We start from the raw sequence: 24,362 nt of genomic DNA on the forward strand, positions 1-24,362 counted from the left end.
GTCGGTCAGCGTTCGGTGCGGTCGGCCGCATGCCTGCCGGCCGCGTCGGGAGTCGGGGCCTCGAGCCCGCCCTTCCCACGAGCGGCGTCTCCCGCGGTCACGAGCGAGTAGTCGGGCTTCGGGTCCAGCCGGAGTCCGAACGTGAGGATCGCGTAGAGCGTGGCACCGAGCGCCAAGGCGATGACGATGCCGAGCCCGCTCGACCCGAACACGCCGGTGCGGCCGTTCTCGGTGAGGAGGAATCCCGTGATCTTCCCGAAGTTCGGGTCGGAACTCGTCACGAGGCCGAGACCGACGACGGTTCCGATGATCAGACTCACAATCGCCGTCCAGCGCCCGTCGCGGCCGCCGTAGCCACGCGGGTTCGCCATGTCGGTGTTCCAGCCCATGCGGCGCTGCCGGACGAAGTCGACGAGCTGGATGCCGCCCATGGTGCCCATCATCACGGCGATGAGCGACAGGAACGACTGGAACGTCGCGAGGAACGAGGTGGAGATGAACAGCAGATAGAAGGCGCCCGCCGCGATGATGATCGCGTTGATCGAGGTCGTCACGGAGCGGCGCAGCGGTACGCCGACCGCCATGAGCGCGAGGCCGGAGCTGTACATGCCGGTGATGGCGGCCGAAACGAGCGAGATGACGATCACGATGGAGAAGGGAACGAAGAACCACATCGGCAGGAGCGCGGTGAGCGCCCCGATCGGGTCGGACGCTGTGGCGGCACCGAGCTTCGAATCGCCGCCGACGAGAAGCGCGCCGACGACGAGGAGGATGACGACCGGCAGGCTGAGCCCGGCGACCGTCCAGCCGATCACGCCGCGCGCCGGGGTATCGCGCGGGAGGTAACGGGCGAAGTCGCCGCCGTAGTTGAGGAAGCCGAGGCCGACGAGGGTCATCGCCATGATGATGCCGCCGATGAACACCAGCGGTCCGCCCGCAGGGGTGTCACCGAGGTGTGCCCACTCGATCTCGGGCACCATGAATCCGAGGAACGCGACCGTCATGATGCCGGTCACCCACGAGATCCAGACCTCGACCTTCATGATGAGCTCGTGGCCGAGGACGGAGACCGCCATCGTCACGGCGAGCACCAGCACGAACCACAGCACGATCGTGGCTGTGGCGCTCGACCCGTCCGTGTCGGCGAACACCGACGGCCACAGCTTCGCGAACAGGTTCGCACCGGTGGTCGAGGCAAGGGTGATGATCGTCACCTTCCAGCCCATATTGGACAGGTAGGCGAAGAACGCGGGAATCCTGTTGCCCTTCATGCCGAACGCGAAGCGCGTCTGGGCGAGGGTCGGCAGTCCCGTGCGGGGCCCGCCGACCGCGAGGATGCCGACGAGGGTGGCCGAGATGAGGTAGCCGACGGTCCCGGCGACGATCGTCTGCCAGACGTTCAGACCGAGGCCGAAGACGAAGATGCCGTAACTGATACCGAGGATCGAGATGTTCCAGGCGAACCACACAGCGAACAGCCCGCGCGGTTTCCCGCGCCGTTCGGCATCGGGAACAGGATTGACGCCGTTCGATTCGACGGCCGTGCCTCTACGACCTTGCTGAGCCTCACTGCTCATGGAAGGGCGCCTTTCGATGTATGGCGATGCGGGGAGGGGCGGTGGTTGAGTTCGGGGAAGTCGTGGGTTCGCGTTCGAGGAGCGCGTTAATCGGGTCCGGTGTCGACGCGGCTCCCGGTGCGCCATGCGCCGCGCGGTGACCGCCATCGCGCCCGCGGCGGGAGGTGCGTACGGAGGTGAGGCGGAGCGCTAAGCGGCGGGGCGGACCGCTAATCCGCCGGTGAGAGGGGCGGCGAGCGCGCCGAGGTGACGGGCGGCGGGGGACCGGTGTGCGCCCTTGCCCCCGCCCGCCTGAAACCGCCTGGTGGTGCGGATCTGCTCAGCACCGCGTGGCAGACGCGGCAGTGTGCGGTCGAGGCCGCGGTTCACCGGTCCGACGACGAGCGCCCGTCCGCCGCGCCACGGGGTCTGCGGCGCGCGGCCATGCGGTATTCTCACCGTCGGGAAAACCATTTCCGAACCTAAGCACGCCAGCCCCTGCCGCGTCAACGGGTCGCCGAGACCGTCCTGATAGCATCGGCGGGCAGGAAGCAGGGGAGATCAGGATGGGCGCGCGCATCGGCTTGAAGGACGTAGCGCTGCGCGCGGGGGTGTCAGTGCCGACGGCCAGCCGTGTGCTGTCCGGTGTTCAGCGCAATGTCGATCCGGAGCTGGCGCTGCGGGTGCGGACCGCATGCGAGGAACTGGGCTACAGGGTGAACGCGGCGGCGCGGGCGCTGCGGATTCAGTCGACGGATTCATTGGCGCTTGTCGTTCCGGCGATCGCGAACGCGTACTTCGCGGAGCTGGTGTCGGCGTATTCGCGCCACCTGGATCTGCAGGGCAAGTGGCTGGTGACGATCGACACGGGCGAGAGCCCGGAGACCGAGCAGCGTCAGCTGGGCGCCATGGATCGTGTGCTGGTGGACGCGGTACTCGTGGTGCCTGCGGCGTTCGAGCGCAGTGGCGCGGCGATCACGGAGCTCGCGCGGTCCAACCGTGTCGTACAGGTCGACCGCCGCGCACGAGGCGTCGAGGCGCCGTCGGTACGGCTCGACAACGCGGCGGGGGTCCGCCTGCTCGTGGATCACCTGCGGGCGCGGGGCCGCCGCAGCATCCTGATGGTCGACGCCCAGGAAGACTCCTCGTCGAGCATCGAGCGCACAACCGCGTTCCGCGCGCTTGCGGGGCCGGACGACCGGGTTCTGGAAATGCCCAACTTCACCGTGGCGAGCGGCATCGACGCGGCGAAGCTCCTGCTCGCGAACCCCGGCGACACAGACGCGATCATCTGCACCGCTGACGCTGTCGCGCTCGGCCTGCTGACGGCGCTTCAGCACGCCGGTAAGCGCGTGCCTGCTGAGTACGCGATCACGAGCTTCGACGGCACGTACATATCCGACACCGCCGCGCCGGGGCTCACCACCCTGGGCTCGACTGCCGAGCGCATGGTCGAGGCATCCCTCGCGCTCCTCGACGGCGACAGCGGTGATGTCGTCCTGAAACCCGAGCTCGTGGTCCGCGGTTCCAGCGGCTGACCGCCAATCCAGCGTCGGGTCCGGGTTGTTGCCTTTCGGGAGTGCCTTTTTGCTGAGGCGCTCCGGGCGCCACCTACGTCGATCGCCCGACCGCGACGAAGAGCCGGAGCACCCACACGGATACAGCGTTCATGGGTCTCACTTCCTGGCCCGATGTCACGGTCGCGCGCACGCTACCAACCCGAGTGTCGTCCCGCCCAACCGATTCCCCACGGGTCTCCGCGGGCAGTGCGACGTTGCCGATCACGTTTTCGAGGAGCGCCCGGTCCACGCACTTCCTACCCTGCCCAGGCGAAGGTGCGGGTTCCGCTCACCCCCTCGAAGACGACCGCATCGCCCACCCGGTGGGCACCTCGGCCCGCGTCCCCCGACGGGCGGCCGTTGCGCCAGGCGATCCGGCCGTCCACGGCGATGGTGCGGTCCCTCCGGAGGAGCGGTACCGCGACCCGGCCGGACGTGCCTTCCGGTGCCCGGACGGTGAGGACGAACGAGTCGTCGCCCGCCCCGCGCCGCCACCGTACGGACATCGTGCCCGCCGGCACCGGCACGTCGCCCTGTGCCCAGCGCAGGTCGACCGGATCAGGCTCCACCGCCCACCTGCGGTAGCCGTCGGCGAGCGGTCGGATGCCGAGTACGTTCATCGACAGCGCGGGCACCGCGGTGCTCCAGGCGTGGGCCATGCCGACATGCCCGCCCCAGGTCAGCGACGTGCCGGGCCGGGGGACAGCCGGCTCCCCGTCGGGGCCGACCTCCTCCCACGGTGTTCCGGGGCCCTTGCGGATCATGTGGCCCCACGCGGTGCGGATCAGCCGGAGTGCTCCGGCGCCGTCGCCGTGGCGGAACCGGCCCAGGCTCTCCTGGGCCATCACGTACGGGGAGATGTACCGCGTCATGTACGGGTTGTCGGTGTGCCGGGTGGTGAGCGTGCCGTACGGGCCGCCGAGTTGTGTGTCCAGATACGCGATGGCCTGGCGGGCCCGCTCGCGGTCGAGCACCCCGAGGGCGAGGGCGGCGGCGTTCGCGTCGGCGGTGTGGTCGCGGCGCGGGTCGTCGGTGTTGAGCGTCATGGCCCCGGCCGCCGGGTCCCACAACCTGGTGAGGAGCGCGGACCGGACCCGGTCCGCGCGGCGGTCGAGCGCCGCCGCGGCGTCCCGGTCGCCCGCCACGGACCGTTCGAGCCGGGCCAGTGAGCGCAGGGCCGCGTAGTACGCGGCGTTGGTGGTGGCGTCGATGCCTGCGGCCCGGTCCGGGGTGTGCCAGTTCTGGGCGGCCGGCCCGCCGTAATCGGCGGTCCGGAACAGCCCGCCGTCGGCGTCCGAGGCGCGTTCGGCGAAGAACCGCAGGGCGCGGCGTGCGACGGGCAGCAGCGGCTTCACGAAGACGCGGTCCCCGGTGAAGCGCAGATAGTCGGCCACACTGACGACCCACAGGAGGGTGAAGCCGTCGAGCCTGACCTTCCCGGCCTCGCCCGGCGGTTCGAACCCCGCCGGCGACCCGTCCGGGGGACCGGGGTTGCCGGGCTCGCACGGCACGTCGATCAGGCTGGTGACCGGAAGCGTGCCGTCGGGCAGCTGCTGGCAGGCGAACAGGTTGATGGTGTCGCGCAGTACGCGGCGATACGCGCCGCCCTGCTGGTACGCGGCCAGGGCCACCAGCTGGACGTCGCCCGCGTAGACGGTTCGGTCCCGTTTGGGGCCGTCCATGACGACCCAGGGGCGCGCCCGCCCCGAGGCGGTACGGCGTCCACGTGCGGTTGACAGGTCCAGGCCGTACGCGCTCGCGTACCAGGCCCGGTTGAGCACCGGGTCGCTGGAGAGGAAGTGCCCGTCGTACGTGCCGCGGAAGGTGGTCTGCCGCACCCGTACGAAGTCCACAGTGAGCGAGCCGGGGCCGTCCAGCGTGATCGCGACGTACCGCTGGGAACCGCGCAGACCGGGGCTGCGCAGCACGGTGGACGTGCTCGGCGGGGCGAAGACATCGGCCCGTCCGTCGGGATCGTCGTCGGTGCCCAGAGACCGGCCCTTGTAGAAGAAGCCGCCGGGATCGGGATCGGCGTCCCCGTCCGGGGTGAGGTACCGGCGCGCCTCCGCGTACGACGCTCTGACCGGCGCGCCCGATGCCCGCCGGATCCCCAACTCGACATATCCTCCGGCCAGTACGCCGAGGTCGATCACCAGTCGCGCGCCCCGCGGCGCGGTCGTGGTGAGGGTCGCCGCCGCGCCGCCCTCCCGTAACACCCCGTCGGCGCCGGTGACGGTGCCACGGTCTCCCTCGACCGTTACCGAAGTGGGCCGTACGAACGTGCCGGGGACGTCCAGCACTTGCTGTCGCCAGACGGGGTCCATGCCGACCGGCTTCCGGGACAGAGCCACTGCCCGGTCCTGGGGCCCGGCGGCGAGAGTCCCGGAGAGGGTCGCGGCCAGGCAGGCGAGGACCACTGTCGAACGAGTCATTCGGTTCGTTTTCATTGTCTATGCTGTACGCATACGCTGAGTGATGGTCAACGTCAGGCGGGGTGATGGCGGATGGAATCCGGCCACAACGGGGACACGAGCGCCGTGCGCGGACTGGAACTGCTCTGGGGCCTGGGCGAGCGCCCGAAGCGGGGCCGCCGCCCCGCCTTCACCCTGGAGCAGATCGTGCGCACCGCCATCGGGATCGCCGACGCCGAAGGACTTGCCACCGTGTCCATGCGCCGGATCGCCGAACGGCTCGGCTGCACCACGATGTCGCTCTACCGGTACGTGCCCGGCAAGGCCGAACTGCTCGACCTCATGACGGACACGGTGATGGGCGAAGTCCCCCTGGCCGATGCCGCCCCCGGCGACTGGCGGACCAGGCTGGAGCTGTCCGCCCGCGCCGACTGGGGCCTCTACCACCGTCATCCCTGGATCCTGCGCCTCCCGGCCGGGCGTCCCGCCCTGGGCCCCAACGGCTTCGCCTGGTACGAGTCCGTCCTGCGGGTGCTCACCGCCACCGGTCTGCCCCCGGCGGCGCTGGTCAACGTGTTCGACCTGCTCGACGCCTACGTTCGCGGCGCGGCCCGCGACTGCCTCGACGCGGCCGCCGTCGAGCACCACTCCGGCCTCACCGACGAACAGTGGAGGGCCGCCCGCGCCCACTTCTGGGACGCCATCTTCGTCCCGGCCCGCTACCCGGTGCTGGCGAGCCTCCGCGCCGTCGGCGCCCTGAACCACCCCCGCGACCGCGGCTTCGAATTCGGCCTCCAGCGTGTGCTGGACAGCATCGAGACGTTCGTCCGGATCCAGCCCAATCGCCATGACGAAACATCAAAGCGTTACGAAACCGACTGTCCCCAATGCGGCGCCCTCGTCCTCCACCTCGCCCCCACCGGCCGCCCCCGCACATACTGCTCCGACGCCTGCCGCCAACGCGCCTATCGCGCCCGGCGTACAAGTACTGTGCACCGGCTTGATCATTAAGTTCGTTCAAGTAGGTGGCGAAGTCGCGGACCGACCAGGCTTTCCCGACCGAGCCGCAGCGTCACCCGATGTTCCACCAGTGGCGTCGCCGTCGCCGCCACCGTCTCTCGGGCCTGGACCTGAGGGCGCTCACGGTCTTCATGGCTGATGGCGCGTATCGACCCGACTTCCTTGACCCATCGACACCCCCGCGCTGTTGGCGCTCACCAACATCCGCGGTCTGGCGGTCCAGCGTGCCGCGGGCCCGCGCAGCTCGCGCCGTTTCCCGCTGGGCGCCTCCTGCCACCGCCCGGTGGGCTGGGGTCACTCGCTGCGGGCTCCGAGCCGGGCGAGCGCGGCAGCGCTCGGACTGCCCGGTTCCGCGGTGTACATCGCCAGCTGGAGGTCGGTGCCGGGCAGCAGCAGAGTTTGGCAGACCACCTCCAGTTCGCCCAGCTCGGGGTGGCGCAGGTACTTGCGCAGCGTCGGTATGGGCCGTACGTCGTGGTCGCGCCAGCCGGCGGCGAATTCCGGGCTGTGCGCGGCGAGCTCGTTGACCAGCTCGCCGAGGACGCGGTCGGCCGGGTAGCGGACGCTGGCCGCGCGCATCTGGGCGGCGAACTGCCGGGCGAACTCCCCCTCCGCCCCTGCCGGTGCCCAGCAGAAGGTGCCGCCCAGCCGGATGGCCAGCCGCACGGTGTTGCGCTCCTCGGCGGGCAGTAGCCCGAAATCGGTGATCAACGCGGATGCCGCGCTGTTCCAGGCCACGATGTCCTGCCGCTCGTCGACCAGGTAGGCGGGTATCGGCCCGAGGCGGTCCAGCAGCCCGTGAGCCTCGGCGGGCACCGGCCTCCGATCGGCGTCCGTGCCGGGCGGCATCTGCCCGGCCAGCCGCGCCAGGTGCTCGCGCTCCGCGGCAGTGAGCTGCAGCGCCGTGCCCAGTACTGCCAGCACCTCCGGGGACGGGCGCGGTGCGCGGGCCTGCTCCAGCCGTTCGTAGTAGCTGACCGACATCCCGGCCAGTGCGGCCACCTCTTCGCGGCGCAGCCCGGGAGTGCGCCGGGCGCGTCGGCCCGGCGGGTGGATCGCCGTGGCCGGCACTTGGGCTGGGCGCAGTGCTTCCCGTCGGCGGCGCAGAAAGTCGGCCAGTTCGGCTCTGCTCACCTCGCCCATGGTGGCACGGAGCGTCCGGCTTAGCCACGGACTGGCGGTCCGGGGCTCAGCTGTCTGTTCCCCGGCGGCGGGCCCGCGTCCAGTCTGAACTGGTCACACCTCGTTGAACATTGGAGGACACCATGCCGAGCACTCCCGAGGAAGCGTTCCGTCGGCTGCTGGATCTGATGCTGGTCAAGGACACGGATGCCGTCGCCGACCTATGGGCGGAAGACGGTACCGCCGAGTTTCCGTTCGCCACGGGAACCTCGCCGCGCCGGCTGACCGGGCGGGATGAGATCCGCGGCTATATGGGCCGCCTACCGGAGCTGATGGACGTGCGAGAGATCCCTGCGGTCACCGTGCACCACACGCAACGGCCGGACACCATTGTCGTGGAGTTCACCGGGACCGGGCACACGGTGCGCACTGGAGAGCCCTATCGGCTGGACTACATCGCGGTGATCACCGTCCAGGACGGTCTGATCACCCACTACCGGGACTACTGGAGCCCGCTGGCCACCGCCTCGGCGGCCGGCACGCTGCCCGAGCTGCTCGACTCGGTGCGTTCCGAGGCCGCCCGATGACCGGTGTGCTGGTGACCGGTGGCACCGGGAAGACCGGGAGCGCGCTGGCCGAACTGTTGCGCGGCAACGGCGTGCCGGTCCGGGTGGCCGGCCGCAACCCGTCTGCCGGTGATCCTGACGCGGTCCGGTTCGACTGGGGTGACCCGGCAACCCATCCGGCCACGCTGCGCGGGATGGACCGGGTCTTCCTGGTGCCTCCGACGAACACGGTGGATCCGATGCCGCTGGTCGGGCCGTTCCTGGCCGAGGCGGAACGGCTCGGCGTGCCCCGGGTGGTGCTCCTCGGCTCCGCCATCGTGCTGCCGAACGCTCCTGGCGCGCTGGAGCTGGCCGCGCGGGTGCGGGCCCGGCCCGGGTGGTCCGTGCTGCGCGCGTCCGGGTTCATGCAGAACTTCCTGGGCGCACACCCGCTGGGCGAGCGGATCCGGCGGCACGGCGAGATCCGCACCGCCGCCGGTGACGGCCGAGTCGGCTGGATCGACGCGCGGGACATCGCAGCAGCCGCCTCCGCCCTGCTGGCCGACCCCGGTGTCGAGCCTGGCGACCAGCGCGACTACCTGCTCACCGGGCCGAAGGCGCTGAGCTACCAGGACGCTGCGGCGATCCTCACCGCCCGCACCGGACGGCCGGTCCGGGTGGTGCACATCGGGACCGACGAGCAGGCGGCCAACTACCGGGCCGCCGGCATGCCTGCCGAGTTCGCTGCCGCCCTCGCCGCTGTGGAGGACGGCATCAGAGCCGGCCGGGAAGATCAGGTCAGCACCGCGGTGCTGGACCTGACCGGTCGCCCGCCCCTCCCGTTCGCCGAGTTCGTCCAGGACCACGTAACCGAGTGGGCGAACATCGGGTTGCCCGCGGGCTGAGCTTGTCGCGTATCCGAAGAGGTCGGAAGGGGCCTCGTCCTGGGCCACTCACCTGGTCATGCGATACCGTCGAGGGTTCCGGAACCTGCACGCGAAGACCCTGTCTCCAGCACGTGCAGCACAACCTCCGGTCTGGGGGTGATGGGTCCCTGTCGTGCGTGCCCGCGTTCGGACTTGACGTGGTGGGCGGTCATCCCGTCCATCCGGTGTGGCGCAGCCAGTCCTCGAAGGTCATCAAGTCGGGGTGCAGGCGGCGCAGGAGGTTGATGTCCCGGTCTCGGGCGTAGAGATCACGGTCGGCGAAGAACTGGAACATCGCTGCGTAGTCGTGGCCGAAGTCGGGGATGGCGGCGCGCAGGTCGTCATGCGGCATCGGGATGTAGGTGCTGGGGGTGCCCGTGACCTGAGTGAAGGCAGCGGCGATTTCGTCGCCGGTGAGGCTGTCGCCGATCACCGCGAGGTCGCGGGCGCCCCAGGACTGCCAGTTGTCGAACATGTGGCAGGCGAACCAGGCGATGTCGTCGAGGGCGACGAGCGGGTAGCGGGCGGCGCCGAGGGGGAGCCTGAAGGTCAGGCCGCCCCGGCCGTCCGGTCGGGGGGTGAGTCGGTCCCGCAGGTTCTCGAAGTACGGCGCCGTGGTCAGTACCGAGACGTGGTCCGTGTACCAGCCGTCGGTCTCCTTGCGGAGCATTTCCTCCGATCGCATCAGGTCGATGTGGGCGGCGACGGCGGCTTTGCTGTCGAAGTGCGGGACGGGGTGGCCGGTCAGGGACACCGCGCTGTCCAACGAGGACCAGATGAAACGGTCCACGCCGGCCCGCTCCGCGGCGGCCAGCAAGTGCAGCCCTTGCCGATACTCGCCCACGGCGCTGCGCGTCGCGAAGAAGTCGGTGTTGGCGAACACGTGGTCGGCCTGCCCGATCAGGACCTCGAGGGCCGCCGAGTCGGAGCGGACCAGTCGCACGCGGTCGGGCGCGGTGGCGGCGAGTTCGGCGGCGTGGGCGGACTCCGGGTGGCGGGTGGGGACGGTGATGGTGGCGTCGGTGGTGGCCAACAGGTGCTGGATCACGTGGCTGCCCATGGCTCCGGTGCCCCCGACGACGAGGACGTGGGTCATGGCGTTCTTCCCTGGTGTGTGAGGACGTGTTCGGCCACCTGGGCGTGGGTGGCAACCCAGACGTCGCCGGAGTCACGGATGTGGTCGAGGATCTGGCCGACCATGCCCGCGAGGAGCGGTCGGCCTCCGACGTGGGCGTGGACGGTGAGGCGGAAGACGCCTGGGCCGGGGGCGGCGAGCATCTGGTTCAGTAGCTCACGGTGCAGGTCGCGGTAGGCGTACGGGCCGGCCGCAGTGTCGCGGACGTCGGAGTAGTCGCTGTGCATGATTCGGTTCCCCTGCTCGGTAGCTTCCGCCGTGACGCTAGTGAGGCGGTAGGTACCTCCAAGTTCCTGGCAGCGGGCTAGTGTCGGGGCATGCGTGAGTACTCCGGCAGCGTCTTCCTCGCCGACTGCCCGGCTCGGCTGGCGATCGAGATCATCGCCGACAAGTGGGCGGTGGTCGTGCTGTTCGCGTTGAGCCGGGAATCGTGCAGGCACGGCGAGCTGGTCGACCTGGTCGGCGGAATCTCGCGGAAAGTGCTCACCCAGACGCTGCGGCGGTTGCAGGGGTACGGCCTGGTCGACCGCCACGCCGAGGCCGGGAAGGTCGAGTACGTGCTGACGGACTTGGGCCGGACGCTGGTGAAGCCGATCGCCGTGCTGACTGAGTGGGCTCACGAGCACGGCGCGGCCGTGGTGGGATTCCGGGAGAGAAGCGCGGCAGCCACCCATCACCACCCGACCGAGTGAGGGCGCCCAGCTGCACGTATCAGCGCCGGGCCATTTGTGGTCCGGGAATGCAGTTATATGTCCGTCACGATGGCTGATGCTGATCACCGTCGCCTGCTGGGGTGACCTTGCGAAGCGGCCCGGCCACCGGGTTCGGCGGCCGGGCCGTCGGTACGCACGATGACACCGTCCGGCGCGGCAGCTCGTTGACCTTCACGCGAACAACCTCAGCCGGACGGGAGGGGACAGCCGTCCCTGTGGATCTGTCCTCGGTGATCGGGACGAGATCAGCCACCGGCAGCGCGGGCTCGTAGCGTTGAGGCCAGGAACCGTTGTCCCGCCTGTTGGTGTGCGCCAACGGGGTTCGAGGAATCCTCATCTGTCGTGCTGGCGCATCTGAACCTGGAATCGGCCGTGTCAGGCTCGAGGGTGGCCCTCATCCCAGCTTGGCCGCCCGGCCCGCAACGTCCCGATGTGGTGGGAACGGTCGACCAGGTGCGCGATGTCCACGTAGGGGTCGGCATCGAGCAACAGCGCGTCGGCAACGGATCCGACGGTGATCGTCCCCGGTGTCATCGCCTGCTGGCCGATCTTCTCGGCCGAATGCCGGGTACCGGCCGCCAGGACCGCGGGCAGCGGCAGCCCTGCCTTTGCCAGCAATTGCAGTTCTCGCAGCAGGGCGACGGGTGGCGAGGGCATCAACATGGCCACGTCGCTGCCCGCGGTGATCTTCACTCCCGCGTCGTGCATCAGCGCCAGCGTGCGCATCGCATAGTCGAAACGGATGTGGGAGTCCTGCGGGGAATGCCGGGGGAACTGGCGCCCGTAGATCGGGCGGCCGGTGATTTGCGGGATGTCGTCGTGCGTGGCGAAACCATCATCGACCAACTGCTGCAAATAGCCGGCCTCGCCGTTGTGCGCGATCTGCTCCCAGGTGACCAGGGTGGGGCAGTAATAGGTGTTCGTCTCCGCCAGTAGTGCGGCGACGTCGCGGGCCTCTGCGGTACTACCGGGGTCCTGCGGCTGGAAAGCGTGTTCGATGCCGTCCGCGCCGGACGCCACCGCCTCCTCCAGATCGATGCGTTCGTGGACATGCACGAGTACCTTCTTGCCCTTCTCGTGCGCGGCGGCGACGATGGCTTTCAGGGCGTCGAGGGGCAGTTTGTCCGGGGCGCCGGGCTCGCCGTCGTAGATGCACTTGATGAAGTCGACCTGATCGGCCAGCTCCAGTGCTTGACGATAGGCGACGTCGGCATTGTCGGTCTGGTAGGCGATGGGGGCACGTGCCGGATCGTCCAGGACCGGCCAGCCCTCCACGCCGGTGAACACCGGCCCGGCGAAGAACAACCCGGCAGCGGTGTCGGTGGCCTTGTCGCGGTAGTCGCGGGCGGCGAGCTCGATCTCCAGTGGACCGCCGAGGTTGACGACGTTGGTCACCCCGGCACTCAGGAAGTCGGTGAGTAGCTGGGAGATGTACTTCGCCCGCTCGTCCTCGGGCTTGGAGTAGGCGTGCCCACTCAGATGGGTATGACTCTCCCACAGGCCCGGCACCAGGTAGCCACCCCGCGCGTCGAGCACGGGAGTGCCACCGGTCGCCGGCCGTGCGTCGGCCGCCGGCCGGATGGCGCTGAACCGTCCGTCGGTCACCACCACTTCGGCATCGGCGATCGGGGCGGCCTCCTGTCCGTCGATGACGGTCACGTTACGAATGATCATGAATTTCTCCTTATTTGGCGGCCCAACTGCATAGGCTCCTATGCATCGAACTGTATAGGTGCCTATGTAGTTGGTCAATAGGAACCTATACACTTGACGCATGACGCACTCCAGGTTCGGCTCCGTGCCCGCCGCGTTGATCAACATCGCCTCGCGTGCGTTGTCCCGGATCAACGACCGGCGACTGCGGCCGCTGGGGTTGACTTTCGCGCAGATGCCTGTGCTGGCGGCGCTGAGCAAGGCCGACGCGCTCTCCCAGAAGGAATTGGCGGGGCTGGCCCGGATCGAGCAGCCGTCCATGGCCCAGCTGCTCGCCCGGATGGACCGCGACGGCCTCATCCGGCGCACCCCCGCCCAGCATGATCGACGGGTCAGCCTGATCTCACTGACCGAGACCGGACTGGCAAAGCTCACACAGGTGCACTCGGCGTTGTCCGAGACCAACGATCAGGCGTTGCGAGGCTTCAGCGCCGAAGAAATCGATCTCCTTGTGGACCTGCTGAGAAGGCTTGTCGCCAATCTCGAGGAGAATCTGGCCGACAGTGCGTCGGATGCCGCGGCGACGGGTCCCGCATCCACCGAGGATCGTGTGCCCGACCACCGGTGCTGATCGGGCGGCAAGCGAAGTCGACGAGGTCCGGCGTCGACCGCGCCCACGGCAACTGAGCGCCAGGCTGTCCAACTCGGGCGCTCGACTTGCGCTGATGGGCGACAACTGTGAGGTGCCCGCGGTGAGCGGCCTGCGGTGGCGGCCTCGCCGGATCTGCACGCCAGGTACGAGACCGACGCCGGAACGTACGCGACGTGGGCCCACGTGCCTCGTATGCGGGCTGCACGTTCTCCGGCCATGCTCAGTATGTGGCGTCCGGTCGGGTAGTGACGGTAATGTGCGCAAGTGACTGACGTGATCATCCTTCACGGAGCCTGGCACCAGCCCGCTCACTACGCCGAACTTGCCGATCTGCTGCGCGCCCGGGATCTGTCCGTGGAGGTGCCCGACCTCTACGAGCTGTCGCTCGCCGAGAGCACCGCGAAGGTCGAGGCCATCGTCTCGGGCTCGTCGGAGCCGTCGGTGGTGGTGGGGCATTCGTTCGGGGGTGTCACCGCTGGGACGGTGCGTGGTGCTGCCGCGTTGATCTTCCTCAACAGCTGGATTCTCGACGTCGGTGAATCCCCGGCCAAAGTGCTCGCGGAGACCCCTGGCGAGCCCGGCGAGGGGTTGCTCGCGCTGCCGGACGCGGACGGGCGGCTTTGCCTGGACCCGGACGATGCCCGGGCGAAGCTGTACGGCGACGTCGACGAGCCGGCGGCCACGCGTGCGGTGGAGTTGCTGCGTCCGGAACCTCCGTCGATCTTCGGCGCCACACCTACTCGTGTGAGTTGGCGGGAGACCCCGTCGATCTACCTCCGCGGGCAGCAGGACCGGACCATCGCGACTCCACTTCCGGACCGCTTCGCCGGGCGTTGCTCTCGCACGGAAATGTGGGACACCAGCCACTCGCCCTACCTGAGCCGCCCGGCCGCCGTGGCCGACCTGATCCAGCGTCAGCGAGCGGGCGACGGCAATTGAGCCCGAACCGAGCTGTCGTTGGCGTGCCCAGGTCAGGAAGTCTCGGACGGGATAGGTGGATTCGGCCCGGCCGCTGGTATCCCGTTGGCGGTGACACTGACCTGCGGCAACCGGTTCCGGCACGGGTGGGTGAGCCGGCGGCGGCAAACGTGGAGGCCCGGCCGGATTATGGAACCCCCACACGGTCCGGCCGGGACGATTTCCCAGCGGAGGCAGGATCTTCATATTTGTGCGTTTGTTGTGGCATCTGACGCCACATATCTGTCCTTGTTCCTCCTCGTTCCGCACACTGGCAACGAACTGGACGACACGAACACCGTGATCGTTCGAGAAGGATCTAGGGGGATGATCAACTGTGAACTCACCCAAAGGCTTAGCCGCGTTGGCGGCGGCCACGGTGCACTCGCCCAAGCGCCTTATTCCTGCCGTCGGTGCGGCGATCCTGCTTGTCAGCGGTGTGGTCGCGCCTGCAGCTCACGCCGCCCCGGCAAAGCCGATGGACGTCCGCTACCGGCTCGACGCATGCTTTACGGGGGCCTGCGGCAGTGCGACGTTCACGTTCAAGAGCAACGGCTCGCAAGCGACGAACGTCGACATGTCCGTGAAGGACAACAAGTGCGACAGCCACCCGGTCTACCTCCGCTTCCGCGTCTACGAGGGGGACGGCGGGTACTGGAGGACGGGCAAGCGATGGAACAGTAGCGGGTGCGACGCCAACTACGCCCAGTGGCACAACAAGCACATCAACGCGGAATGGCGGATCTACGCGTTGCGGGTCGAGGTCTGCGTGGACGACTGGGGTACTGACACCTGCCGCGCTTCGTCTCCTGCCTACAACCCGTACTTCTGAGCGCACGCACGTCTGGGTATCAAGACCCAGGGGCCTCACCGGCCGGGCAGCGCGGCGGGATCGGGGCCGCGCTGCATCTGCTGTTCTACTGGGGCTCCGGGGTGCCCGCGGTCGCCGTCGGCCCGCTGACCACCTGGATACCGCTCACGCGGGGGTGACCGGGCTCAGCTGGGCCGGAGCCGCCCTGACGGCCACGTTCTGGTTCTCCTTCCCGGCGCGGCAGCGCCGCACGGAGGCGCGTCCCCCCGGCCGCGTCAGGCGTCGATCACCAGGTCCTCCAGGGGCGTTGAGCAGCACAGCAGGATCTTGTTCCGCGCCACGTCCCCGGGGCGGAGGCCGCCGCCCGGCCGCATGTCGACGGTCCCCTTCTCCAGGGTGGTGACGCACGTACCGCACAGGCCCTGCCCGCACGAGGAGGGGAGGGTGATGCCCGCCCGGGCCGCGGCCTCCAGCAGGGGCGTACCGGTGTCGCACGCGATCGTGGCCCCGCTGCGGGAGAGGCGGACCGCGAAGCTCGTGTCCCCGGTCGCTTTCACGGCGGCTGGAGCCGGTACCTCGAAGCTCTCCTCATGGCAGCGGTCCGCCGGGAGCCCCGCCGTGGCCAGCATCCGGCGGATCGCCCGCATGTACCCCTGCGGTCCGCAGGTGAACACCTCGCGCCGTGGCAGATCGGGGGCGATCTGCCGCAGGACGTCGAGTGTGAGGCGGCCCCGGTGGCCGTCCCACCGCTCCACCGCCCCGTCGTCCTCGCAGACATGGGCGACCCGGATGTGCGGCGCGGTCGCCGCCATCAGCTCCAGCTCCTGCCGGAACGGGATGTCGTCGGGGGTGCGGGCGCTGTGCACGAAGACCACGTCCGCCGGGGACGCCAGGTCGTACAGGGTCCTGGTCATGGACATCAGCGGCGTGATCCCGCTGCCGCCGGACAGGAAGAGATACGCGGGTGCCGGGTGGCGTGCCGTCGAGAACCCGCCGAGTGGGCCCCGGGCGCGCACCACGTCGCCCGGCGTCAGATGGTCGTGCAGCCAGTTCGAGACCCGGCCGCCGGGCACGCGTTTGACGGTGATCGAGGCGAGGAGCGGACGCGACGGCGGGGAGGAGAGCGTGTAGCAGCGGTCGATCTCCTGGCCGTCGATCTCGAAGGTGAACGTGAGGTACTGCCCCGGGTCGTGCCGGAAGAGAGCGGGTTCAGAGGCTTCGAAGACGAAGGTCTTCATGTCGTGCGTGACATCGCGGACCTGCCTGCACACCAGTGGGCCGGTCATCGCCGCAGCTCCTCGCGCAGCCGGGCGACGTACCAGCTGCAGAACGCCTCGACCTGGTATTCCGTCGGGGCGTACGGGCCGGGTGTGTAGGCCGGGCTGGAGACGCCCCGCTGGGCGCGGGCGACCAGGCGCGCGTCCTGCTCGTTCGTGGCCGTCCACACCGCGAGCAGGGTGTCCGGGTCGTAGTCGACGCCCTCCTCGGCGTCCGGGTGGACGAGCCAGGTGGTGCGCAGCAGCGTCTTGTCCGGGGCTAGCGGTAGCGCGCTGAAGGTGATCGCGTGGTCGCCGACCACATGGAACCAGGAGTTGGGTTGCATGTGCAGGGAGAGGTGGCCGAGGCGTGGCGTGGGCAGATCGCCCAGCAGGCGGCGGCAGGCGGCCCGGCCGTCCTTGGTGAAGGACTCACCGGCGAGGTCGAGCGCGTCGCGCTGGATGCGGAACCCGGTGGTGCGGTGGTCCAGCTCCTCGATGAGCGCGTACGGCAGGCCGAGCCTTTCGTACGTCTCGCGCAGCTCGGCGTCGGTCCGCAGATAGCGTTCGTGTGCCGGGCGCAGCGGGGCGGGGATGTCCTTGCCGGCGTAGCCGTAGGTGGGGAAGAACGTGCGCAGCAGCTCGGGGTGGCCGTCGCAGTGGTAGCACTCCCGGTTGTTCTCCATCACCAGCTTCCAGTTGCCGTCCTCGACGAGGTCGGTGCGGGCCGCCACCTTCGCCCGGCGCAGGCCGTGCGGCAGCAGATACGGTTCGATGCGGGCGGCGACCTCGGTGAAGTCGGCCGGGGGTTGGTCGGCGAGGCAGACGAACACGAGCCCGCCGACGCTGCGCACGTGCACCGTCTTGAGGCCGAAGCAGCCGGGGTCGAAGTCCCCCGGCTGGGAGGGGGCGTACCGGAGCGCGCCGTCCGTTCCGTACGTCCACTTGTGGTAGCCGCAGACGAGGTTGCCGACCGATCCGCGCTCCCCGTCGAGGAGGCGGGCGCCGCGGTGGCGGCACACGTTGTGGAACGCGCGCGGGTTCTCGTCGTCGCCGCGTACGACGATGACCGAGTACGGGCCGATCTCCACCGTGGTGTAGTCGCCCGGCTCGGGGATCTCGGCGTCCACGGCCACGAAGAGCCAGTGGCGGGTGAAGACGGCCGCGATGTCGAGGTCGAAGAACTCCCGGTCGGTGTAGAAGGGCCGTTCCAGGCTGTGGCCGACGACTCGTCGCGCCACCGTGTCCTGGATCCGGGACGTTCCCCGCTCCTCGCGGGGCCTGACGGTGGCCGGCGTTGTCACGATGCTCACGCTGCTCTCCTCTCACATCGGCAGGCACAGGCGCAGTGCGTCGAGCACCGCGGCGTGGATGTTGCGGCTGGTGACGGCGTCCCCGATGCGGAACAACTGGAAGCGGCCCTCGGGGTTGTCGGCCTCCCGCTGCGGTTCACCGGCCAGCAGGGCGGGGTGGTTCACGCGGCCGAGGTTGCGCGACGCGGGGAGCAGGTCCCAGTAGAGGTCCGCGATGGGCAGCGTTCCGTGTTCCACCACCACGTGGTCCACGATCCGCTCCGCCTCGGTGTCCGCGTACGGGCTGCGCAGCGTGGCCGTCAGACGGCCGTCCTCGGTGCGGCGTACGGACACCAGCCGGTGGGCCAGTGTGGTGCGCACCGTGTGTTCGGCGAAGGCCCGCAGATAGGCGGGCGAGTTCATACTGCCGACGTCGGGTGCGAGGGTGCGCTCCGGCGTCACGTACTCGATGGGCAGGCCCTTGCGGGCCAGCAACTCGGTGGCGTCCAGGCCCGGGTAGGCGCCGTTGTCGTCGTAGACCAGCACGTGTCCGCGGGGGCGCAGGGCTCCGCCCAGGACGTCCCACGTGTCGCACACCAGATCGGCGCCCTCGGTGAGGAAGGAGACGTCGGGCAGCCCGCCGGTGGCGATGAGCACGATGTCGGGGCGTTCCGCGAGGACGTCCTCGGGCTCGGCCGGCGCCCCGAGCCGCAGGTCGACGCCGAGTACCTTGCACTCGTCGACGCGCCAGTCCACGATGCCGAGCAGATCCCGCCTGCGGGTATTGGACGCGGCGATGCGTATCTGCCCGCCGGGCAGGTCACCGGCCTCGAACACGACCACCTCATGACCGCGCTCGCCCAGCACCCGGGCCGCCTCCAGCCCCGCGGGCCCGGCGCCCACCACCACGGCCTTCTTCCGCTCGGCCGCAGGTGGGACGGTGTGCGGCAGCCGCAGTTCGCGCCCGGTGGCGGGGTTGTGGACGCACTTGGTGTCCCCGGAGTCGTAGATCGCGTCGAGGCAGTAGCTCGCCCCCACGCACGGCCGGATGCGGTCCTCGTCCCCGGCGGCCACCTTGGCCACGAGGTGGGGGTCGGCGATCTGGGCCCGGGTCATGCCGACCAGGTCGAGCAGCCCCTCCCGCACCGCGTACCGCGCGGTGGCGACGTCGGCGATGCGGGCGGCGTGCATCACCGGCACCTCGATCCGTCGCTTGATCTCGGCGGTGAAGTCGAGGAACGGCGCGGAGGGCATGCCCATCGTCGGGATGGTCTTCGCCAGCGTGGCGTCGCTCTCGATCGAGCCCCGGATGGTGCTGACGAAGTCGATACCGTCCGCGATGTACGCCCGGACCGCGGTCAGCGCCTCGTCCAGGACCAGCCCGCCGGGCCGGTCCTCGTCCATCATCATGCGGATGCCGACGATGAAGTCGGGCCCGACCGCGGCCCGGATCGCCCGGACCACCCGGCGCGGGAAGGCCATGCGGTGCGCGAGGCTGCCGCCGTATTCGTCGTCCCGGTGGTTCGTCGTCGGGGACAGGAAGCTGTCGAGGAAGTGTCCGTACGACTGGATCTCGATCCCGTCCAGCCCTCCGGCCTCACAGCGGGCGGCCGCGGCCGCGTAGTCCCGTACGACGCGGTCCAGGTCCCACTGCTCGGCCTCCTTGGGGAACGCCCGGTGCGCGGGCTCCCGCACCGGCGACGCGGAGAGCACCGGCAGCCAGTCCCCCGTGTAGTTGCTGGTACGCCGCCCCAGGTGCGTGACCTGGCACATGACCGCCGCCCCGGCGTCGTGCACATCGTCGGCCAGCCGCTGGAACCACGGCACCACCTCGTCGCGGTAGAGCAGCAGATTGCCGAAGGACGGCGGACTGTCGGGCGACACCACCGCCGACCCGCCGATCATCGTCAGCCCGACCCCGCCGCGAGCCTTCTCCAAGTGGTACATCCGGTACCGGTCCCGGGGTAGCCCCTCTTCCCCGAACGCCGGTTCATGTGACGTGCTGACCACCCTGTTGCGCAGGGTGAGGCTCTTGATCGTGAAGGGCTGGAGCAGGGGATCCATCGCTCGCGCATGCATGTGGCGCTCCTCCTTGAGCTGGACAAGCCCAGCATGGAGGTGACACCGGTCACGGACAATCAAACGATCCCTCAGGAAACCGTGCGAATCGGCTGCAAGATCGAAGGTGTCGCGCCACTTCCCGCGCCGCCGGTGAACTGCTAGCCCGAGCCGGCGATGCCGTGCGCGAGACCGGTGGTGGCGGGCGGGGGAGGCGGCACGGGCGGAGAGCCAGGCGGTGGCTGCGGGGCAGAAGGGTCTGGTGCGGGTCGTGGGACGGGAGGTAGCCGGTACCGATGATCAGGGAAGCGGCCAGGGTTACTGGCCCGGTGTGGATGCCCTCCGGAGACGCCTTGCCCAGCGAACGGGCGGCGGCGTCATTGACCGATCACAGCGGTCACCCGTGCCCCTTCGGATGCTGATGCACGAACTGTTCGAATGCCCGGGCGGCCGCGCTCGGAGTTCGGTTGTCGGGAACAGCCAGGGAGATGGTCCAGTTGAGCAGGGCGTCGGTGATGGGCAGCGTGGTGAGATCGGCGTGGGGCTCGACGACGCCGCGCGGCAGCAGAGCGATGCCCAGGCCGTGACGGACGAAGTCGGCACCGGCCGTGATGTCGGTGATCTCGATGGTGACGTGACGGTGGATCCCCGCGGTGGTGAACGCGCGGTCGGTCACGGCGCGGTTGCCGTAGCCGGGCGGGAAGTCGATGAATGCCTCGTCGTTCAGTTCGGCCATCGCCGCTTCGGTGCGGTCGGTGAGGCGGTGGTCGGCTGAAACGACGAGGTCCAAGGGAGTGGAGGTGAGCTCGCTCAGCTGCGCGCCGGTCGGCGGGCGGCCCGGGCCCGAGACGAACGCGAGGTCGAGTCTGCCCTCGGTGAGCGCCGTGAGGAGGCCGGGCGAGCCACCGCTCGAGGCCGCGGTGGCGAGGTGTATGGAGACGGCGGGGTACTGGCGATGGAAGCTCCCCAGCATGGCGGGCAGGTCGATCGGCCCGAGTGAACTCATCGTCCCGATGCGCAAGGTCCCCCGGATGTCGCCGCCGGCCTCATCGACGGCGGCGCGCGCCTCGCGCGCGGCGTCAAGGGCCGCCCGCGCCTTGGGCAGGAGCGCGTGTCCGGTTTCCGTGAGGACGACCCGCCTGGATGTGCGCCACAACAGCTGGGTGCGCAGCTCCCGCTCCAGGGAGGCGATCGTCGCCGACACCGCCGACTGCACGATGTGCAGCCGGGCCGCCGCGCGGGTGAAGCTCGACTCTTCCGCCACCGCGACGAAGCACTCCAGCTGGCGTAGCTCCATGAGCGCAACTATCGCAGATGGCGATGGCTGCGAGCAGAACCATTCGTTGGACGCGATGCGTGGTCCGACGCAGTGTGGACGGTGTCTGCCCCGTCCCCTGGAGGTACCACATGACCATCCTGATCACCGGCTCCCGTGGCGGCATCGGCGCCGGTCTGGTGCACCGCTTGCACACATCCGGCTATGACGTCCGGGCGGCCAGCCGCGCCCCGGAGAAGGCCGCCCCGCCCGCCGGTGTCACAGCCGTCCCGCTCGACCTCGCCGACGCGACGACGTTCGCGCCCGCGCTGGCCGGAGTGAGCAGCATGTTCCTGTACGCCGATCCGACCGGGATCGATGAGCTCCTGGACGCGGCGGTCTCGGCCGGAGTGCGACGGGTGGTGCTGCTCTCGTCCGACTCGGTGAACCTCCCGAACGCCGAGCACAGCGCCCTGGCCCGCCACCACCTGCTGGTGGAACGGGCGCTGCGCGCCGCGCCCCTCACCTCGACCGTGCTGCGGCCGGGCGGGTTCGCCACCATGACGCTGGGCTGGGCGGAGTCCATCCGGGCGGGCGCGCCGGTCGAGCAGGGATACCCGGAAGCCCGGTTGGATGTCATACACCCCGACGACATCGCCGACGTCGCTGAACTGGCGCTGACCACCCACACACTGGACGACGAGACGATCAGCCTGGGCGGTCCGGAGGTGCTCGGATTCCGTGACCAGGCGCGGATACTCGGGGAGCTGCTGAACCGTGAGATCGAGCTGCGCGAAGCGGCTCCGGAACAGGCTGCCGCGCGCCTGGGCAGCCACGTTCCCGCGCCATTGGTCGCGGCGGTGCTGGACTATTGGGCCCAGTTGTCCGATGGGCGGTGCGAGGCGTCGCGTTCCGCCGAGCCGATCACCGGCCGCCCCGGCCGTACGTTCCGTCAGTGGGCCACCGAGAACCTCGCATCGTTCCGGTGACGGGGGTGGGGATACGGACCGCGTCGGCGTCCCATCGGGCACTTCGCAGGAGGGGCTGCATCGGCCCGGGGCGGGTATGTCCGGCCTGCCCCACGCCGCTTCCTCACCATCTTCAAGGCCAACGGCCCACGCGACACCCGTATTTCGACATCCCGCCAGCGCACGCCAGGATGATCCGGGCCCGCTCGGCCGGACGCCGATCCGGTAATCCCGCCCGCCGCATCAGCTCGGCACGCTCATTCTCTGACAGCGTGATCTCCACAGCAGAGGGACCCGGAATCGACGTACCAACAGGCTGCTTACGGAGGCAACCCGGCCACGTGGTGAGGGCCGCCGGCGGCGCGCGGTACGGCGATCAGTGGTCAGGCGGTTCGTAGTCCGGCCAGTCGAGACGCGGTGGCCCCGTTCGGTGGACGAGGCCCGGCGTTCATCGATTCTGTCGGTTGGAGGGGTGACTGGCGGGCTCGGTGTTTTCGGTGGCGGCCCAGGCGGCGAGGAGTTGTAGGGCGTCGTGGTCGGGGGTATGCGGTGCGGCGCTGTAGGCGGTGAGGGCCAAGCCGGGCTGGGCGGGCAGTTCCATGGTGTCGAAGTCGAGAGTGAGGACGCCGACGGCCGGGTGACGGAAGGACTTACGGCCGGTCTGGTGCAGACGCACGTTGTGTTTGGCCCAGGCGGTGCGGAACTCCTCGCTGCGGGTGACGAGCTCGCCGATGAGTCGGGTCAGCTCGCTGTCGTGCGGTGTGCGTCCGGCCTCGGTGCGCAGCAGGGAGACGGTGGTGTTCAGAGACTCCTCCCAGTCGGGGAAGAAGTCGTGGCCACGCGGATTGAGAAACTGGAAGCGGGCGATGTTGGCCGTCGGGGTGGTGGGGTCGGGGAAGAGCGGGGAGTAGAGGGCGCGGCCGAGGTGGTTGGTGGCGAGGATGTCCAGGCGTCCGCTGCGGATGAAGGCCGGGGAGTCGGTCATGGAGTGCAGGACGCGCAGGACGCTGTCGGGTAGTGGTCCGCGGACGGGCTTGCGGCGGGCGGGGCGTTTGGCGGCGGCGCGTGCCAAGTCGCGAAGGTGGGCGCGTTCGGCGTCATCGAGCTGGAGGGCGTTCGCGACGGCGTCGAGGACTTCCTCCGAGGCTCCGGCGAGGTGCCCGCGCTCCAAGCGGATGTAGTAGTCGATGCTGACGCCGGCGAGGAGGGCGACTTCTTCCCGGCGCAGGCCCGGCACGCGCCGGTTGCCGCCGTAGGCGGGCAGGCCCGCCCGCTGGGGGGTGATCTTGGCGCGGCGGGAGGCCAGGAACTCGCGGATGTCGCTCTCGGTACTCACGCATTCCAGGTTAGATCGGGCGGCGCACGCGTGGGGGGCCCTGTCAGTACCTGGTATGACAGACCCTTCTTCCCGACTTTGAGCTGCGGTTTCCTAGATAACGGCAGCGGTCGGGGGTGCCGGACACCTATCGGAATCCGGGCTTGCGGCGGCTGCCGGGCGGCCCTGTGTGGCACAGAGTGTTACCGGCCGGTTCGCGGTACTTCCCGCGAGAAGATCGCCGACGAGCGTAAGGCCGGCTGATCCCTCCCGCTGTCTCTCATCTTGATCATCCGTTTGGAGCATTCACCCATCATGAGCAAGGTCTTCCTCATCACCGGCGCCGGACGCGGCCTGGGCGCGGACATCGCCCGCCAGGCCCTCGCCGCCGGCCACCAGGTCGTGGCGACCGGGCGTCGTCCCGAGCGCGTCCTTGAGACGCTGGGCGGCGAGCAGGACGACCTGCTGGTCGCGGCCCTGGACATCACCGGCCCGGCCGCCGCCGAGACGGCCGTCGAGGCGGCCGTCGACCGCTTCGGCCGGATCGATGTCCTGATCAACAACGCCGCCAACTTCTACGCCGGGTTCTTCGAGGAGCTGTCCGAAGCGCAGGTGCGGGCGCAGATCGAGACGAACCTGTTCGGCCCGATGAACGTCACTCGCGCCGTGCTGCCGGTCATGCGCAAGCAGCGGTCCGGGCACATCATCACGATCTCCTCCCTGGCGGGTGTGGTCGGCGTCGACTTCTGCGTCGCCTACGCGGCGGCGAAGTTCGGCGTCGAGGGCTTCATGGAGTCCCTGCGCCACGACGTCGAGCCGTTCGGGATCCGTACCACGGTCGTCGAGCCGGGCTTCTTCCGCACCGAGCTGCTGGTGGACGCCTCCACCACCTGGGCGGAGCTGTCCATCGACGACTACGCCGAGCGCACCGCCGCCACCAAGAAGACCTGGGAGTCGATGAACGGACAGCAGGCCGGCGACCCGGCCAAGCTCGCCCTCGCCCTGCTGAAGGTCGTCGACCTGGATCAGCCCCCGCTGCGGTTCGTCGCGGGTGACGACTGCCTCGCCGCCGTCGAGGCCAAGGCCAGGGAACTCCTCGCCCAGGTCGACGCCTCCCGCGCGCTGGGCTCCGGCCTCGCCCACGCCGACGCCGCCTGA

The 24,362-nt window shown here is 69.8% G+C and carries 21 protein-coding genes; 10 read left to right on the forward strand and 11 right to left on the reverse strand.

Annotation, left to right across the window (positions count from 1 at the left end):
* Positions 1 to 5: 5 nt before the first annotated feature.
* Positions 6 to 1,577 (reverse strand): cytosine permease, encoded by a 1,572-nt coding sequence (locus CGL27_RS48235; RefSeq protein WP_119994028.1) that lies wholly within the window; start codon positions 1,575 to 1,577, stop codon positions 6 to 8.
* A 545-nt stretch (positions 1,578 to 2,122) separates the two neighbouring features.
* Between CGL27_RS48235 and CGL27_RS48240 the strand changes: the two genes are divergently transcribed.
* Positions 2,123 to 3,094 carry a LacI family DNA-binding transcriptional regulator gene (locus CGL27_RS48240; protein WP_078646502.1) on the forward strand — a complete coding sequence of 324 codons (972 nt, stop codon included), beginning with the start codon at positions 2,123 to 2,125 and terminating at the stop codon, positions 3,092 to 3,094.
* Between the two features lie 278 nt (positions 3,095 to 3,372).
* Here CGL27_RS48240 and CGL27_RS48245 read toward each other — a convergent pair whose 3' ends face one another.
* Positions 3,373 to 5,547, reverse strand: a complete 2,175-nt coding sequence (locus tag CGL27_RS48245; RefSeq protein WP_162953240.1) for an alpha-L-rhamnosidase C-terminal domain-containing protein — start codon at positions 5,545 to 5,547, stop codon at positions 3,373 to 3,375.
* 72 nt (positions 5,548 to 5,619) lie between these two features.
* On the opposite strand from CGL27_RS48245, the gene CGL27_RS48250 reads away from it, so the two are divergent.
* Positions 5,620 to 6,537: a TetR/AcrR family transcriptional regulator gene (locus CGL27_RS48250; RefSeq protein ID WP_119994030.1), complete on the forward strand. Its 918-nt coding sequence runs from the start codon at positions 5,620 to 5,622 to the stop codon at positions 6,535 to 6,537.
* Between the two features lie 303 nt (positions 6,538 to 6,840).
* On the opposite strand, the gene CGL27_RS48260 is transcribed toward CGL27_RS48250, so the two are convergent.
* On the reverse strand, positions 6,841 to 7,680 hold the full coding sequence (locus CGL27_RS48260; protein WP_119994903.1) for a helix-turn-helix transcriptional regulator: 840 nt from the start codon (positions 7,678 to 7,680) through the stop codon (positions 6,841 to 6,843).
* A 131-nt stretch (positions 7,681 to 7,811) separates the two neighbouring features.
* On the opposite strand from CGL27_RS48260, the gene CGL27_RS48265 reads away from it, so the two are divergent.
* Together CGL27_RS48265 and CGL27_RS48270 are read left to right on the forward strand one after the other, a co-directional pair.
* Positions 7,812 to 8,255: a nuclear transport factor 2 family protein gene (locus CGL27_RS48265; RefSeq protein WP_119994031.1), complete on the forward strand. Its 444-nt coding sequence runs from the start codon at positions 7,812 to 7,814 to the stop codon at positions 8,253 to 8,255.
* On the forward strand, positions 8,252 to 9,118 hold the full coding sequence (locus tag CGL27_RS48270) for an NAD(P)H-binding protein (RefSeq protein ID WP_119994032.1): 867 nt from the start codon (positions 8,252 to 8,254) through the stop codon (positions 9,116 to 9,118). The genes CGL27_RS48265 and CGL27_RS48270 overlap by 4 nt, the downstream gene beginning before the upstream one ends.
* Positions 9,119 to 9,308: 190 nt before the next feature.
* Here the strand turns inward: CGL27_RS48270 and CGL27_RS48275 are convergent, their stop codons facing one another.
* Entirely contained in the window at positions 9,309 to 10,235 is a 927-nt protein-coding gene (locus CGL27_RS48275; RefSeq protein ID WP_119994033.1) for an NmrA family NAD(P)-binding protein, read from the reverse strand.
* The gene (locus CGL27_RS48280; protein ID WP_205587875.1) at positions 10,232 to 10,501 is read right to left on the reverse strand and encodes a hypothetical protein; all 270 of its coding nucleotides are present in this window, start codon (positions 10,499 to 10,501) and stop codon (positions 10,232 to 10,234) included. The genes CGL27_RS48275 and CGL27_RS48280 overlap by 4 nt, the downstream gene beginning before the upstream one ends.
* Before the next feature lie 90 nt (positions 10,502 to 10,591).
* Between CGL27_RS48280 and CGL27_RS48285 the strand changes: the two genes are divergently transcribed.
* Complete coding sequence (locus CGL27_RS48285) at positions 10,592 to 10,966, forward strand: helix-turn-helix domain-containing protein (RefSeq protein WP_119994034.1); 375 nt, start codon at positions 10,592 to 10,594, stop codon at positions 10,964 to 10,966.
* Positions 10,967 to 11,362: 396 nt separating this feature from the next.
* Here CGL27_RS48285 and CGL27_RS48290 read toward each other — a convergent pair whose 3' ends face one another.
* Positions 11,363 to 12,646: an amidohydrolase family protein gene (locus CGL27_RS48290; RefSeq protein WP_162953241.1), complete on the reverse strand. Its 1,284-nt coding sequence runs from the start codon at positions 12,644 to 12,646 to the stop codon at positions 11,363 to 11,365.
* A gap of 115 nt (positions 12,647 to 12,761) precedes the next feature.
* Between CGL27_RS48290 and CGL27_RS48295 the strand changes: the two genes are divergently transcribed.
* The 3 genes from CGL27_RS48295 to CGL27_RS48305 all read left to right on the forward strand — a co-directional run bounded on the left by CGL27_RS48295 (position 12,762) and on the right by CGL27_RS48305 (position 15,081).
* Entirely contained in the window at positions 12,762 to 13,271 is a 510-nt protein-coding gene (locus CGL27_RS48295) for a MarR family transcriptional regulator (RefSeq protein WP_078647893.1), read from the forward strand.
* A gap of 285 nt (positions 13,272 to 13,556) precedes the next feature.
* Positions 13,557 to 14,231 (forward strand): alpha/beta hydrolase, encoded by a 675-nt coding sequence (locus CGL27_RS48300; RefSeq protein ID WP_119994036.1) that lies wholly within the window; start codon positions 13,557 to 13,559, stop codon positions 14,229 to 14,231.
* A gap of 355 nt (positions 14,232 to 14,586) precedes the next feature.
* On the forward strand, positions 14,587 to 15,081 hold the full coding sequence (locus tag CGL27_RS48305) for a hypothetical protein (RefSeq protein WP_162953242.1): 495 nt from the start codon (positions 14,587 to 14,589) through the stop codon (positions 15,079 to 15,081).
* A gap of 254 nt (positions 15,082 to 15,335) precedes the next feature.
* Here the strand turns inward: CGL27_RS48305 and CGL27_RS48315 are convergent, their stop codons facing one another.
* From CGL27_RS48315 to CGL27_RS48330, 4 genes are all read right to left on the reverse strand, one after another.
* Positions 15,336 to 16,346, reverse strand: a complete 1,011-nt coding sequence (locus tag CGL27_RS48315) for a hybrid-cluster NAD(P)-dependent oxidoreductase (protein ID WP_119994038.1) — start codon at positions 16,344 to 16,346, stop codon at positions 15,336 to 15,338.
* On the reverse strand, positions 16,343 to 17,629 hold the full coding sequence (locus CGL27_RS48320; RefSeq protein ID WP_240450901.1) for an aromatic ring-hydroxylating dioxygenase subunit alpha: 1,287 nt from the start codon (positions 17,627 to 17,629) through the stop codon (positions 16,343 to 16,345). Before CGL27_RS48320 ends, CGL27_RS48315 begins: the two co-directional genes overlap by 4 nt.
* A 12-nt stretch (positions 17,630 to 17,641) precedes the next feature.
* Positions 17,642 to 19,687: an NADH:flavin oxidoreductase gene (locus CGL27_RS48325; protein ID WP_119994039.1), complete on the reverse strand. Its 2,046-nt coding sequence runs from the start codon at positions 19,685 to 19,687 to the stop codon at positions 17,642 to 17,644.
* Between the two features lie 376 nt (positions 19,688 to 20,063).
* A complete protein-coding gene (locus CGL27_RS48330; protein ID WP_119994040.1) occupies positions 20,064 to 20,963 on the reverse strand; it encodes a LysR family transcriptional regulator in 900 nt (299 codons plus the stop codon).
* A gap of 110 nt (positions 20,964 to 21,073) precedes the next feature.
* On the opposite strand from CGL27_RS48330, the gene CGL27_RS48335 reads away from it, so the two are divergent.
* Positions 21,074 to 21,910, forward strand: a complete 837-nt coding sequence (locus CGL27_RS48335; RefSeq protein WP_119994041.1) for an NAD(P)H-binding protein — start codon at positions 21,074 to 21,076, stop codon at positions 21,908 to 21,910.
* A gap of 427 nt (positions 21,911 to 22,337) precedes the next feature.
* Here CGL27_RS48335 and CGL27_RS48340 read toward each other — a convergent pair whose 3' ends face one another.
* Positions 22,338 to 23,225, reverse strand: coding sequence for a helix-turn-helix transcriptional regulator (locus CGL27_RS48340; RefSeq protein WP_119994042.1), 888 nt, complete (start codon positions 23,223 to 23,225; stop codon positions 22,338 to 22,340).
* A 294-nt stretch (positions 23,226 to 23,519) separates the two neighbouring features.
* Here CGL27_RS48340 and CGL27_RS48345 point away from each other — a divergent pair, with 294 nt between their 5' ends.
* On the forward strand, positions 23,520 to 24,362 hold the full coding sequence (locus CGL27_RS48345; RefSeq protein ID WP_119994043.1) for an SDR family NAD(P)-dependent oxidoreductase: 843 nt from the start codon (positions 23,520 to 23,522) through the stop codon (positions 24,360 to 24,362).

Source organism: Streptomyces sp. 11-1-2, from assembly GCF_003595545.1.
Taxonomy (GTDB): domain Bacteria; phylum Actinomycetota; class Actinomycetes; order Streptomycetales; family Streptomycetaceae; genus Streptomyces; species Streptomyces hygroscopicus_B.